Origin of the sequence: Mesorhizobium sp. BR1-1-2 (assembly GCF_020165435.1) — a bacterium.
Classification (GTDB): domain Bacteria; phylum Pseudomonadota; class Alphaproteobacteria; order Rhizobiales; family Rhizobiaceae; genus Mesorhizobium.
This window is the reverse complement of record NZ_JAIUID010000011.1, coordinates 57,990-71,162: the sequence shown is the minus strand read 5'-3', so window position 1 is coordinate 71,162 and position 13,173 is coordinate 57,990. Positions and strand designations below refer to the sequence as shown.

The 13,173-nt window shown below is 62.7% G+C and carries 11 protein-coding genes; 5 read left to right on the top strand and 6 right to left on the bottom strand.

The window, feature by feature from the left end:
* Positions 1-69: 69 nt before the first annotated feature.
* On the bottom strand, positions 70-1,326 hold the full coding sequence (locus LB551_RS22295) for an ROK family transcriptional regulator (protein ID WP_224660495.1): 1,257 nt from the start codon (positions 1,324-1,326) through the stop codon (positions 70-72).
* A 110-nt stretch (positions 1,327-1,436) separates the two neighbouring features.
* Between LB551_RS22295 and LB551_RS22290 the strand changes: the two genes are divergently transcribed.
* From LB551_RS22290 to LB551_RS22270, 5 genes are all read left to right on the top strand, one after another.
* Positions 1,437-2,489 (top strand): N-acetylglucosamine-6-phosphate deacetylase, encoded by a 1,053-nt coding sequence (locus LB551_RS22290; RefSeq protein ID WP_224660494.1) that lies wholly within the window; start codon positions 1,437-1,439, stop codon positions 2,487-2,489.
* Positions 2,486-3,679, top strand: a complete 1,194-nt coding sequence (locus tag LB551_RS22285) for an ABC transporter substrate-binding protein (RefSeq protein WP_224660493.1) — start codon at positions 2,486-2,488, stop codon at positions 3,677-3,679. The genes LB551_RS22290 and LB551_RS22285 overlap by 4 nt, the downstream gene beginning before the upstream one ends.
* Before the next feature lie 221 nt (positions 3,680-3,900).
* Positions 3,901-5,085, top strand: a complete 1,185-nt coding sequence (locus LB551_RS22280; protein ID WP_224660492.1) for an ABC transporter substrate-binding protein — start codon at positions 3,901-3,903, stop codon at positions 5,083-5,085.
* Between the two features lie 7 nt (positions 5,086-5,092).
* Positions 5,093-6,115, top strand: coding sequence for a Gfo/Idh/MocA family protein (locus LB551_RS22275; protein ID WP_224660491.1), 1,023 nt, complete (start codon positions 5,093-5,095; stop codon positions 6,113-6,115).
* On the top strand, positions 6,112-7,128 hold the full coding sequence (locus tag LB551_RS22270; protein WP_224660490.1) for a Gfo/Idh/MocA family protein: 1,017 nt from the start codon (positions 6,112-6,114) through the stop codon (positions 7,126-7,128). The genes LB551_RS22275 and LB551_RS22270 overlap by 4 nt, the downstream gene beginning before the upstream one ends.
* 88 nt (positions 7,129-7,216) lie before the next feature.
* Here LB551_RS22270 and LB551_RS22265 read toward each other — a convergent pair whose 3' ends face one another.
* From LB551_RS22265 to uxaC, 5 genes are all read right to left on the bottom strand, one after another.
* Positions 7,217-8,062, bottom strand: a complete 846-nt coding sequence (locus LB551_RS22265) for an ABC transporter permease (protein ID WP_224660489.1) — start codon at positions 8,060-8,062, stop codon at positions 7,217-7,219.
* Position 8,063: 1 nt separating this feature from the next.
* Positions 8,064-8,960, bottom strand: coding sequence for an ABC transporter permease (locus LB551_RS22260; protein WP_140552807.1), 897 nt, complete (start codon positions 8,958-8,960; stop codon positions 8,064-8,066).
* Positions 8,961-8,968: 8 nt separating this feature from the next.
* Entirely contained in the window at positions 8,969-10,036 is a 1,068-nt protein-coding gene (locus tag LB551_RS22255) for an ABC transporter ATP-binding protein (protein ID WP_224660488.1), read from the bottom strand.
* A gap of 77 nt (positions 10,037-10,113) precedes the next feature.
* Positions 10,114-11,292: an extracellular solute-binding protein gene (locus LB551_RS22250; RefSeq protein WP_140552805.1), complete on the bottom strand. Its 1,179-nt coding sequence runs from the start codon at positions 11,290-11,292 to the stop codon at positions 10,114-10,116.
* A gap of 338 nt (positions 11,293-11,630) precedes the next feature.
* Positions 11,631-13,031, bottom strand: coding sequence for a glucuronate isomerase (gene uxaC / locus LB551_RS22245; protein ID WP_224660487.1), 1,401 nt, complete (start codon positions 13,029-13,031; stop codon positions 11,631-11,633).
* Positions 13,032-13,173: the final 142 nt, after the last annotated feature.

Below are 13,173 nucleotides of genomic sequence, written 5' to 3'. Positions count from 1 at the left end.
CCTCAGGACGTGAGAAGTGCGGGGCATCGAGATTGTTCCCGGACCTCTGAACCCGCCGCGTGAATCCATTCAGATGCTTCGCGTCAGGGCATCGGCCCCTTGCCGCTTTCCATTCCGCCGGCTCCGCGCCGCGCCATTCGGTTTCCCCTGCGGTGTGCCGAGCAGCACGCGAACGGCGATTTCATGAAGTGGTTGCACGGCGCCCTTGACGACGTAGTCGAGGCTGGAACGATCGGAGATCAGGGTCGGCAGGCGCAAGGTGCCGACCAGTCCTTCCGCCTCGAAGCGGGAGTGTAGAAGTTGGTAGAGTCCAGCATTGCAGGTAAACGGGCCGGTGATGAACACCTTCTCGGGAAAAAGCAGCCTGCAGGCGTTACCCAGCGCGCGCGCCATAAGATCGACGGCGACCCGGATTTCGGGAATATCCGTCAGCTCCATCGTCTCGATTTGGCTGGAGAGGAGTTCCTCCTCCCCCGAAGCCCACGGATATATCTCCCGTATGACCGGCAACAGGGCTGAGAGCGAAGCTGCTGTTTCGAGACAGCCCCGGTTGCCGCATCCGCAGGGGCGATCCTTGAGCACGTTGAAACGCCAATGGCCGATTTCGCCGAAGGGGCCGCCCTGGCGCATCGGCGCATCGTCGCTGCCGCGATAGGCCAGGCCGATACCCCAGCCCCAATGAAGAATGAACGCGCTTTCCAGCCTTTCCATGTCCGGCGCGGCGTATCGGGCGCTCAGTTCGACATCCAGTTGGCGAAACAGGAACACGCGCGGTGTGAGGCCGCCGAGCGCCTTGCCGACGTCGAAATCGCGAACGTTCGGCCATCGCGAGGTCAATATCCACGTCCGGGTCTTCACGTCCACGATGCCCGAAACGGCAACCGACGTTCCGACATGATGCATGCCAGACGGGCAGCTGCCGATGAGACCGGCGACAAGTTCGCGCATCGTCGCGGTCATGCGGGCCGAATCGGCGTCGGACGGAACATGGGCGGTTTGCCGGGCGAGGACACTTCCGCGGAAATCGACAAGGACGCCAACCAGTTCCTGGCTGGAAACAAGAAGGACGGTCGCCCCCGCGCAGCCGGGGTTCAAAACGATTTGCGCCGGTGGGCGGCCACGGCCGCTCACCTGGCCGACGCTCTGCTCGATAATGCCCCTGCCGACGAGGTTGGCGATGGCGCGCGAGGTCGCCATCGAGGTCATGTCCAATTCGGCGGCAAGCGTGGCGCGGGATTTGCCGCCGCCTTCGTGCAGGCTGGCGATGACGCGTGCGCAGTCGCGTTGGCGGGCGTCCTCGAAATCCGCGGTGTGGAGTGTCAGCATGCCGGGATTCTTTTCCTTCTTATTTTTGGATATCATTATTCAAAAATGGCTTGCAAGCGGTATCGGGCCGTGTAGTCTCCGCATAGGGAACCTGGGCGATCGGTCGCATCATGATTACTTCCGGTCTGGTCGACATGCAGGTCAATGGCTTCGCCGGCGTCGACTTTAACTCGGGGACCCTGACGGCGGCGGAATTCGACGAAGCGCTGGAGGCCCTTCTGGCGTGCGGCGTGACGGCGTGCCTGCCGACGATCATCACGGCAAGGCCTGACGAATTGTCGGCGCGGTTCAGCGCTCTCGACAAGGCTGTTTCCGAAAGCCGCCTCGGTCCCCTCATGTGCCCCGGCTATCATCTGGAAGGTCCGTTCCTCAATCCCGCCCCGGGTTATTCCGGATGCCATCCCGCCTCGGCGATGACCGCTGCGGATCCTGCTCTCATTGAGCGCCTGCAGTCGCTGCTCAAGCGCCCGATCCTTTTGACGACGCTGGCACCCGAAGTGGAAGGCGGCATTGCTTTCATAGGGGCCATGAACCGGCGCAACATCCTTGTTTCGATCGGCCACTCGGCTTGCGGCTTTGAGCTCGTGGCGCAGGCCGCGGCGGCTGGCGCTGTCCTTTCCACCCATCTCGGCAACGGGCTGCCGCAAACCTTGCCGAAACTGGACAATACCCTGTTTGCTCAACTGGCCGAAGACCGTCTCGCCGCGACATTCATCGCCGACGGGATTCACGTTCCTCCAGGCGCGTTGAAGTCGCTGATCCGGGCAAAAGGGCTGGACCGGTCGATCCTGGTTACCGATGCCGTTTCGGCGGCCGGTGCGCCGCACGGCTCTTACGAATTTGCCGGAATGCGGGTCGAGAGCCGCGCCGATGGCTCGGTCCGCGTTCCTGGCGGCATCGGGCTCGCCGGGTCGGCGCTGCGGCTGGACGACGCCGTTCGCAATCTGGTGCGCTGGGGCATCGCCGGTTTCGCACAGGCTGTCGATATGGCCTCGGCAAATGTGATGGCGCTGCTGCAGCCGGTGCTGGACGCGCATGGCCTTCGCGTGCCCGCCAGCGAGATCGAGTGGGCGCCCGACATGACCATCATCCGTGCGCGCGTCGGAGAGGAAGAACGCGGATACGATCGGCAAACGACAAAATGGGAAGGAAGACAGCCATGACTGCTCGTGAATTCAGGGTGAACCGCCGCACCATCCTTGGCGGCATTGGCGGTACGTTCCTCGCCGGCACGACGGGGGCCTGGGCGCAGTCACCCAAATTGCCGGCATCGCCGGTCGTCATTTCGGTGATGGACGTGGGCGGCGCGCTGGCGCTTTCGCAGCCGGCCTTCGAAAACTACGCCAGGAAATATCCCGAGCGCACCGAACGCATCGTCTTCACCAAGGCGCCGGTGACCGAGCTTGCCGGAAAGCTGCGCGCGCAGCAGGAAGCCAACCGCGTCGATATCGACATGGTGCTGACCGGCTCCGACGGTCTGGCGGCAGGCCTGGCCAACGGCACATGGATCAAGATTCTGCCGAACTTCAACGACAAGTTCCCCAAAATCGAGGACAATTACGAACCGGCCGCACTGGCCCTGCACAAGAAGCAGGGCGCGGGATATGGCGTTGTCGTCAATTACTATCCTTCCGGCCCGCTGATCGAATACGCGCCTGAGCGGGTGAAGGAGGTTCCCGGCTCGGTCGAGGAGCTGCTAGCCTGGGCCAAGGCCAATCCGGGCCGCTTCATGTATGCGCGGCCCACCAATTCCGGCCCTGGCCGCACATTCATGATGGGTCTCCCCTACTTGCTCGGCGACAAGGATCCGCAGGATCCCGTCGACGGCTGGGAGAAGACGTGGGGTTATCTGGCAGAGATCGGCCAGTATATCGACTATTATCCCGCGGGCACCGGCGTCACCATGAAGGAATTCGGGGAAGGCAGCCGCGACATCATCATTTCGACCACGGGATGGGATATCAATCCACGTGCCCTCGGCATCGTGCCGGAATCGGCAAGGATCGGCACGCTCAAGGGCTTCCATTGGGTTTCGGACGCCTTTTTCATGTGCGTTCCGAAAGGCATCTCCGACGACAAACTCGCCGTGGTGCTCGACCTGATGGCATTTCTGCTCACTCCCGAAGCGCAGGCCTATTCCTATGATGAGGGCTATCTCTATCCCGGCCCCGCGGTGAAGAACGTGCCTGTCTCCATGGCGCCGCAACACAGCCAGGACATCGTCAAACGCTTCGGCAGAGAAGAGTATGCCGGCCTCATCGCCAATAATCCGATCGAACTGCCGCTGCCGCCGGAAAAGATGATCGCCGCCTTCCGAAAGTGGGACGAATTGGTCGGCGCAAAGAAATCCTGATGCTTAGCCCAGAGGCCGGCCGCGTCGAGGGGTTGGCGCTAGGATAGTACCGCATGCCAGGCACCGGCCTGACGCGGCCCCCTGCGACAGGACCTTCAGCGCAGCGGGGTGTCATTTGTGTTGCATTCGATACTAATAGACTAATATATCATTCGCCTGGGAGAGCTGGGATGAAAGTGCGGAGACACCGCTCTTTCAAGAGATAAATGAGGAGGACGACGATGTTCACGATTTCACGCCGCCAGGCGCTTGGCGGATTGGCTGGTTTTGCAACGCTGCCCTTTGGCCGGTCATTCGCCGACGAGCTTGCCTTGCCCACTTCGCCGGTGGCGCTCAACATCATCGATGTCGCGGGCAATCTGCAGCTTACCCAGACGGCAATCGAGAAATTCGGCAAGGAAAATCCGGGGCTCGTCTCCAAGATCACGTTCTCGCGCGCGCCGTCCCCCGAACTGCCGGCCAAGCTCGCCGCGCAGCAGGCGGCCAACCGGGTCGACATCGACCTGGTGCTGACGGGTCCGGGTGCCATGTCGGACGGCATCACCCAGGGCCTGTGGATCGACGTGTGGACGAAATATCCCACTGTGCTGCCCAAGGCTGAGGCCGTCTATCTCGACAGCGCCTTGATGATGCAGAAGAACTTCGGCCAGAACGAAGGTGTCGCCGTCGTCTATTCGCCGTCGGGCCCACTCTTCGAATATGCGCCGGACAGGGTCAAGACCATCCCCAGGAGCACCGATGAACTGCTTGCGTGGGTGAAGGCAAATCCCGGCAAATTCTGCTATGCGCGACCGGTCAATTCGGGACCGGGCTGGACCTTCCTGATGGCCATGCCCTACATCCTCGGCGACAAGAATCCTTCCGACCCCATCAATGGATGGGAGAAGACCTGGGCCTATCTGAAGGCGCTGGATGAAGGCATCGACTATTATCCCTCCGGCACCACCGTGACGATGAAGGAGCTGGCCGAGGGCACCCGCGACATGATCGTTTCCACGTTCGGCTGGGACATCAACCCGCGCGTTTTGGGCATCGTGCCGAAGGAGATCGAGACGTTTGCGCTCGAAGGCACGCATTGGGTTCCCGATACGCAGTTCATGTGCATTCCCAAGGGCGTCGCCGAAGAAAAGGTCGCGGTTCTGGTCAAGCTCATGGCCTTCATGCTCGAACCCGCGCAGCAGGCCTATACCTATGACAAGGGCTATTTCTATCCCGGTCCGGCGGTCAAGGGCGTACCGCTCAGCGCCGCGCCGCAGGAAAGCCAGGACGCCATCGCCGAGTTCGGCCGCCCACAATATGAAGAGCTGATCAGGAAGTTCCCGGTCGAAGCGCCGTTAAAGCCGGAAGCACTGGTCGCCGCCTTCGGGAAATGGGACCGCGAGGTCGGCGCCAACAAGATGAAGTAGCGGACCAATGCGATTTGCCGTGATCGGCATCGATCATCGTCACGTCTATGACCTGATCGGTGGGCTTCTGGAGGCCGGCGCCGAGTGCGCCGGTTACGATTCCGCGACGACCGATCCCAAGGTTGCCGCCGGCATCGCCGAGCGTTTTCCACGGATCGCGCCGGTCGAAAAACGGCGGCTAATCGAGGATCCCGCCGTCGACCTCGTCGTTACCGCGGCTGTCCCCTCCGACCGGGCCGCCATTGCCGTCGAGGCCATGCGGCACGGCAAGGACGTGCTTGCCGACAAGCCCGGCCTGACCACGTTCGAGCAGCTTGCCGCTATGCGGCAGACCGTGCGCGAGACGGGCCGCATCTTTTCGATCTGCTTTTCGGAGCGCCTCCTGACCCGAGCCTCGACGCTGGCGACGCAACTGGCGATGGACGGCGCCATCGGCGAAGTCATCCATGTGACGGGCTTGGGGCCGCACCGGCTCAACCGTGCGCTACGCCCGGCGTGGTTTTTCGATCCCGTGAATTACGGCGGCATCCTGGTCGATATCGCCTCGCACCAAATTGATCAGTTCCTGTTCTATACTGGCTGCGTCGACGCGAATGTCGTTTCAAGTGCGGTCGGCCATTTTGGCGCTCCTGACATTCCGGCATTCCAGGATTTCGGCGACATCCTCCTGCGGGGAGACAAAGCGAGCGGCTATATCCGCGTCGACTGGTTCACCGCCGACGGTCTGCCGACCTGGGGGGATGGACGGCTGATACTGCTCGGCACCAAGGGCACGATCGAGCTTAGGAAATATGTCGACATAGCCGGCAAACCCGGAACGGACCACGTATTTCTCGTCGATGGTCAGGGCACGCGCCATTTCGATGCATCGGGCGAAAAGATATCCTATTTCGAACGCCTGCTTGCCGATATGCGCGACCGTACCGAAACGGCGATGACGCAGGAGCATGTCTTCACGGTCTGCCGGCTGGCGCTCGAGGCGCAGGCGGCGGCGGTCGTCGTGACGAGGCTGGAAAGGAACGCGCGATGAGCAGGCTATGTGTCGCCATGATCGGCTTGGGTCCGGCGGCGTTGCCGCATGCGAAGAGCCTCGTCGATCTTGCCGACAGGATCGAGGTGAGGTGGGCGGCCAGCCGCAGCCAGGCGACGGCAGGGGCCTTTGCCGACCAGTTTTCCTTTCCCGTGACGACCGACATTGCGGCCGCGATTGCCGATCCCGAGGTTCAGGCGGTGCTGGTGCTGACGCCGGCCAACGCGCATCTGGCGGTGGCCGAGTTGGCCCTTGCCGCCGGCAAGCACGTGTTGGTCGAAAAGCCGCTCGAAACGACGCTGGCGCGCGCCGAGAAGCTGGTGACGCTGGCCCGCGGGGCCGGCCTGCGCCTCGGCGTCGTCCTGCAGCACCGTTTCCGGCCGGCCAGCCTGCGGCTGCGCCAAGTGCTGGCCTCCGGCGCCATCGGCACGATCGAGGCGGCCAGCCTTAGGGTTCCGTGGTGGCGGCCCCAGGCCTATTACGACACCGGAGGCCGCGGCAGCTTCGCGCGGGACGGGGGCGGCGTGCTGTTGTCGCAGGCGATTCACGCCATCGACCTTTTCCGCTCTCTGCTGGGAGAGGTCGAGGTCGTGGCTTCGCAGGTGCGGACGACCGGCCTGCACCAGATGGAGGCTGAGGATTACGTCACCGCCCTGATGCGGCTCGCTAACGGCTCACCGGCCTCGCTGCTCGCCACTACGGCTGCCTATCCGGGCTCGCCTGAAACCATGGAGCTTGTCGGCTCGCTCGGCACGGCCACGCTGACCGGAGGAGCGCTGAGCGTCAACTGGCTCGACGGACGCGAAGAGCGCGTCGAGGCGGAGGGGAAGACAGGCAGCGGCGCAGCCATCATGGACTTCCCCCATGACGCGCACCGTGCGCTGATTGACGATTTCGCCGATGCGATTTCGCAAGGCCGCGATCCGGCCGTGACGGGTGAGGAGGCGCTCCAGACACAGCGCCTGATCGCAGCCCTCATCCGTGCGGATCCGGCCAGCAACCAACCGGTATAAGAGCGCTTTCTTCGAATCTCGAACGCTCCAGGATTCCGACAGAGAGTGGCTTTCCGCCGCCATCATGCGGCGGAAAGAAAAGCCTGTTTCAGGCGGAGGCGGGCTGCTGCTTTGCCCGCGCGACAATCTGCGTCGGATTGACGAAGCGCAGTGCGATCAGCAGCCAGACCAGCGTCGTTATCATATACACCACCGCCATCGCATCGATCGACTGCACCGCGCGAACGCCCGAGGCGAAAACCGAATAATACAGCGCCACGACGAGCGTCTGGCTGGTCGGACCGGCTGTCAGGAAGGTCAGTTCGAACATGCCGATGGTACGCACCAGCACCAGCAGCAGCGCCGCCAAGATGCCCGGCACCAGCATCGGCAGCAGAACATGGAGAAAGAGCTGGAACGTGTTGGCGCCGAAGACGCGCGCGGCCGCCTCGATCTTGGGATCGATCTGTTCGATGAAGGGGATCATCACCAGGATGACGAAAGGAACCGTCGGCACGAGATTGGCCAGCACCACGCCCCAGAACGTGCCGCCGACTCCCGACTGGTAGAGCACGGTGGCCAGCGGAATGCCGAAGGTGATCGGCGGCACCAGAAGCGGCAGCAGGAACAGAAGCATGATCAGCTTCTTGCCGGGAAAATCGCGCCGCGCCAGCGCATAGGCCGCTGTCACGCCGAGCAGGCCTGAAAGCGCGACCACGGTGAAGGCGATCTGGAAAGTTACGATCAGAATATCGTGCAGCTGGAATTCCGCCCAGGCGGCGAAATACCAGCGGGTGGTGAAGCCGGCGGGAATCCATGTACCCAGCCAGCGCGTGCCGAAGGACGACAGGATGACCGTGGCAATCATCGCCGCGAGGTTGAGTACGAAGAAACCCACCACCACCCAGATGGCGGTGATCCAGAGCTTGGCGCCGATGCTTGTGTCGCGGATCATGTCAGCCCTTTCCGCCCGCGGTGCTGCCGCGATAGAAAAGGTTGCGCAGCATCAGGATGGCGACGACGATGACCAACTGCACACCGGCCATGATCATCGCGATTGCCGAGGCCATCGAGTAGTCATATTGCTCGAAGGCGGCCTGGTAGGCGGCAATCGAGATGACGCGGGTCGGCCCGGCCGGCGCGCCGAGCAGGACCGCCGACGGAAAGACGGCGAAGGCCTGTACGAACGAAAGCAGGAAGGCGATGGCCAGGCCGGGGATCAGCAGCGGCAGGAACACATAGCGGAACCGCTGCCAGGAGCGCGCGCCGTGGGTCGCCGCTGCCTGTTCCAGTGCCGGATCGATGCCTGTCACATAGGAAAGCGTCAAAAGGAACGTGAATGGGAAACCGGTGATGATCAGCGACGCGAAAACACCCCAGTAATTGTTGGTGAGTTTCACGGGACTGCTGATGACGCCGAACAACATCAGCGTGCGGCTGAACCAGCCCTGTGGTCCCAGATAGTTGAGCAGGCCTTCCGCCACCAGCACCGTGCCGAGCGTTACCGGCAGCACGAGGATGGTGGTCAGCATACGCTGGTGCGTCATCAGGCGAACGCGAAAGGCGATGGGCAGCGCCAGCGCCAGGCTGATGACGGTGACCGGCACCGCCAGCCACAACGTTGTGGCAATGGTGTTGTAGAGGAACGGGTCGGAGAAGAAACGCTCGTAGTTGGCGAGGAGTCCCCCTTCCTTCGGCTTGAAGGACAGGAGCAGGCCGTAGACGAAGGGATAGACGAAGATCGCCAGCGTAAACAAGGCGGCCGGAAGCACCAGAAGGGTGACGCCGTCGATCCCATGCAAGGCCAGCCGCTGGCGCAGGGAAGGAGGGGGCGTATGATCGAGCGTCGACATCGCCGTCCTCAGGCCGCGTAGATCAGGGCGTGGGCAGAATCGATCGAGAGCGAAACCGTGTTCCCGACCGACGCGGCCTGGCTGGCATGGAAGATCAGCTCGAGGCCGCCCTCGGTGCGTGCCGTGCCGACGAATTCCCGGCCGCGATACTCGATGGTTTCAACCTGCGCATCGAGCGTCCCGATGCCCTTGTCGCTCACGGTGACATCGTCCGGCCTGGCGGCGATCACGGCTTGCGCGCCAACCGCGAGATCGTCGCGAAGTCTGCCCGAAAGGCTGACGCCGCCGACTTCGACCGTGGCAACGTCGCCGTCGCGCCGGGTGACCTTGCCGGTTAGCCGGTTGCGATAGCCCATGAATTCGGCGACGTCGAGATGATCCGGGCTCTCATAGAGGTCCCGCGGAGCGCCAACCTGCCGGATTTGGCCGTCGCGCAGCACAACTATGCGGTCGGCAAGCGACAAGGCCTCGTCCTGGTCATGGGTCACATAAAGGGTGGTGGCCCCGAGCTGGTTGTGGATGCGCCGGATTTCCGCACGCATCTCGATGCGCAATTTTGCGTCGAGGTTGGAGAGCGGCTCGTCCATCAGCACCAACGGCGGCTCGATGACGATGGCGCGGGCGATGGCCACCCGCTGCTGCTGGCCGCCCGACAGCTGACCGGGCAGCTTGTGGCCCTGCGTTTCCAGCCGCACCAGCCCCAGCGCTTCGTCGACGCGCTGCGTGATCTCGGCCTTGGGCGTGCCGCGCATCTTCAGGCCGAAGCCGATATTGGCTTTGACGGTCATGTGCGGGAACAGCGCATAGTTCTGGAACACCATGCCGAAGCCGCGGTCTTCCGGCTTGAGCTGGTCGATGCGCTTGTCGTCCAGATAGATGCTGCCGCCCGTGGTGGAAAGCAGACCGGCGATACAGTTCAGTGCGGTCGACTTGCCGCAGCCCGAAGGTCCGAGCAGAGCGATGAATTCCCCCTTGCGGACGGTCAGCGAAACGTCACTCAGCGCGCTCATACTGCCGAATTTTCGGCTCATATGATCGAGGCGGAGTTCGTCGAATTTCGACGAGGCGAGCAGCATCCGTTCGTAGCCCCATTGTTCTAGGCGAACCGTGCGGCATGCCCGGTTCATATTATGCGCTGAAACTCAAAGGTTTGTCATTTCGCGGCGGCGGCGACCTGTTCGTCCCAGATTCGGAATGCCGTGACCATCGAAGCGGGCTCCAGCGGCAGTTCGATCGGGTTGTTGGCGATCAGGTCGGCATATTCGGTGCGGCCGAATTCGGCGATCGCATCCTGGCTTTCCTGCGGCGCCATGTCGAGGGTGACATTCTTGACCGCCGGGCCCGGATAGAAATAGCCCTCGTCATAGGTATAGGCCTGCTGTTTAGGCGTCAGCAGGAATGCCATCAGGTCCTTGAGCACGGCCAGTTTTTCGTCGCTGACCCCTTTCGGCACGCACATGTAATGGGCGTCGGCGACCCAATGGAAGCCTTTCAGCGCCCCAACCTTGGCTTCTTTCGGTACGACGCCGAGAACGCGCGGATTGATGTCCCAGCCCGTCGTCGACACAGTCATGTCACGCGTGCCTTCGCCGAGTTCCTTCATCAGCGCCCCCGTGCCCGTCGGGTAATATTCGATGTATTTGTGCAATTCCTTGAGATAGGCCCAGGTCTTGTCCCAGCCCTTGACCGGATCCTTCGGATCGCTGTCGCCGAGCAGATAGGGAAGGCCCATCAGGAAGGTGCGGCCGGGGCCGGAATTGGCCGGGCGCGCATAGAGGAACCGGTTCGGGTTCTCCTTGGCCCAGGCCAGAAGCTCCTCCGCCGTGGTCGGCACTGTCTTGACCTTGTCGGGCATGTATTCGAGCAGCGGCCCGGACGGGTAGTAGGTGACGACGACGCCGTGGTCCTTGGCCAGTGTCTGCATACGCGCTGCCGGCTCCTGATAGATATCGGCCAGCTTAGGCAAGGCACCGGAATCGTCGGGAAGCAGCTTGACCCACAGGTCCATCTCGAGGCCCGCCGACAGCGCATCCGTTCCGGTAAGCACGAGGTCGATATCGACGCGGTTCGCCGCCTGCTGCGCCTTGATCTTGCCCGGAAGCTCCGGGGCGGGCGCCTTGGTGAAGACGATGTTCGAGATCAGTTCCGGCTTGGCCGTCTTGTAATTCTCGATCGCCTTCTGGGTCAGCGCCAGATTGCCGGCGACATCGACGATATTGATGGTGACGGGCGCGGTCGGCAGCTTGGCGGTCTGGGCAAACGCGCGCGCGACCGGAAGCGCCGCCATGCCGGCTAATCCGCCGACCGCCTGTCGCCGAGTGATCTTGACCATCTTCATCTCCTCCGCTGGGATCCTGTCTTGTCCGGGCAGGATTTCAATTTTGATATATTAATCTACCAGTCCTCAAAAACAACCGCTTTCTGCTCCGTGCATGAACCCCTGCGCCCATCGTGGCACGGTGGCTGCGGCGCCGTCGTTCAAAAGATCGATCAATGAGGTTCCACAGCCTTGCGAAATGGGGGTTTGGCCGAGAGATCGTTGCCGAAGACCTGCTTCAGCCACAGGAAGACGGCGGCCAGTTCGGCAGCCGAGCTGAGCTCTGCGGTCCGTGCGCCCGATCCCGGCCGGCAAGTCACCCACGGTCCGATTGGAAAGCCGCTGCACCATGGTCAGAACCTATAGGCTTTCTTGGCCAGGCGGTAGGCGAGATCGTGCGCCACTTCCTGCGCCTCGTCCTCGTCGAGCCGGTGGTCAGCCACCAATTCCGCGAGAAAATTGCAGTCGACGCGGCGCGCCATGTCGTGCCGCGCGGGGATCGAACAGAAGGCACGGGTGTCGTCGTTGAAGCCCACCGTGTTATAGAAGCCGGCTGTCTCCGTGGTAAGCTTGCGAAACCGGTACATGCCTTCGGGGCTGTCGAAAAACCACCAGGGGGGGCCGAGGCGCAGCGCCGGATAATGCCCGGCAAGCGGCGCGAGCTCGCGCCCGTAGGCCGTCTCGTCCAGTGTGAACAGGATCAATGTCAGGCGCGTGTCGTTGCCGAACGCGTCGAGGAGCGGCTTGAGGTCGTGCACATAATCGGTGCTGGTGGGAATGTCCGCGCCCTTGTCGAAACCGAACTCGGTGAAAATCTGCGGGTTGTGGTTGCGGAAAGAGCCGGGATGGATTTGCATGACCAGGCCGTCCTCGACGCTCATGCGCGCCATTTCGGTCAGCATTTGCGCGCGGAACAGGTCGGCATCCTCGGGCGAGACATCGGCCTTCAGCACTCGGTCGAACAGGGCCGCCGCTTCCGCCTTAGACAGGTCGGCGGTGCGGGCATTCGGATGGCCGTGGTCGGTCGACGTCGCGCCGCGCTGCTTGAAATAGGCACGGCGGATTCGGTGCGCCTCAAGATAGCCGGGATAGCTGGCCGGCGTTCCGGCCAACGCCAGGAACCGCTCCACCTCGGCATGGAAACCCTTGCGCGAAGGGTCGACGACGGCGTCTGGCCGGTAGGCCGGCACAACCTGGCCGTCCCATCCGGAAGCCTTGATCGCATCATGCGCGGCAAGCGCATCGGTGGCGGCGTCCGTCGTTGAGATGGCTTCGATGTTGAAACGCTTGTAGAGCGCGCGCGGGCGCATCTCCGGCCGCTCGAGCTGTTCGGCGATGCGATCATAAAGAAGGTCGGCATTCTTCGCGCCGAGCCGCTCTTCGATTCCGAAGACCGTTGCCAGCGAATGCTCGAACCACAGCCGCGTCGGCGTGCCGCGGAAAAGGGCGTAGTTCTCGGCGAAGCGGCGCCAGATCTTGCGGGGATCGGTTTCGATCGGGCCCCCATCCAGCCGCGGGACGCCGAAATCTTCCATGCGCATTCCCTGGGAATAGAACATGCGCAAAATATAGTGGTCGGGCTTGACGAACAGCGTGGCCGGATCCGGGAACGGCAGGTCATACGCATACCAATCCGGCTCGGTATGGCCGTGCGGGGAGATGATCGGCAAGGCACGCACGCCTTCATAGAGGCGCCTGGCGATGGAGCGGACGGTAGGGTCAGGCGAAAAAAGCCTGTCGGGATGGAGCGGCATTGCAAAATCCTTGCGGTCGAGCCGCGAAGCGGCGTTCGGAAGGGAAGGGCGATTGAATGCGCGCGATCATAATTTGGGATGAAGCGGCGTTCCGATATTGGCGAACAGTAAGGAATAATATATTAATATGTCAACTGATTGA

What these genes read in the sequence shown, in the direction of transcription:
- LB551_RS22295 (WP_224660495.1), bottom strand. Translation starts at nt 1,326, where the DNA reads ATGCTGACACTCCACACCGCGGATTTCGAGGACGCCCGCCAACGCGAC.
- LB551_RS22290 (WP_224660494.1), top strand. Translation starts at nt 1,437, where the DNA reads ATGATTACTTCCGGTCTGGTCGACATGCAGGTCAATGGCTTCGCCGGC.
- LB551_RS22285 (WP_224660493.1), top strand. Translation starts at nt 2,486, where the DNA reads ATGACTGCTCGTGAATTCAGGGTGAACCGCCGCACCATCCTTGGCGGC.
- LB551_RS22280 (WP_224660492.1), top strand. Translation starts at nt 3,901, where the DNA reads ATGTTCACGATTTCACGCCGCCAGGCGCTTGGCGGATTGGCTGGTTTT.
- LB551_RS22275 (WP_224660491.1), top strand. Translation starts at nt 5,093, where the DNA reads ATGCGATTTGCCGTGATCGGCATCGATCATCGTCACGTCTATGACCTG.
- LB551_RS22270 (WP_224660490.1), top strand. Translation starts at nt 6,112, where the DNA reads ATGAGCAGGCTATGTGTCGCCATGATCGGCTTGGGTCCGGCGGCGTTG.
- LB551_RS22265 (WP_224660489.1), bottom strand. Translation starts at nt 8,062, where the DNA reads ATGATCCGCGACACAAGCATCGGCGCCAAGCTCTGGATCACCGCCATC.
- LB551_RS22260 (WP_140552807.1), bottom strand. Translation starts at nt 8,960, where the DNA reads ATGTCGACGCTCGATCATACGCCCCCTCCTTCCCTGCGCCAGCGGCTG.
- LB551_RS22255 (WP_224660488.1), bottom strand. Translation starts at nt 10,036, where the DNA reads ATGCTGCTCGCCTCGTCGAAATTCGACGAACTCCGCCTCGATCATATG.
- LB551_RS22250 (WP_140552805.1), bottom strand. Translation starts at nt 11,292, where the DNA reads ATGGTCAAGATCACTCGGCGACAGGCGGTCGGCGGATTAGCCGGCATG.
- uxaC (WP_224660487.1), bottom strand. Translation starts at nt 13,031, where the DNA reads ATGCCGCTCCATCCCGACAGGCTTTTTTCGCCTGACCCTACCGTCCGC.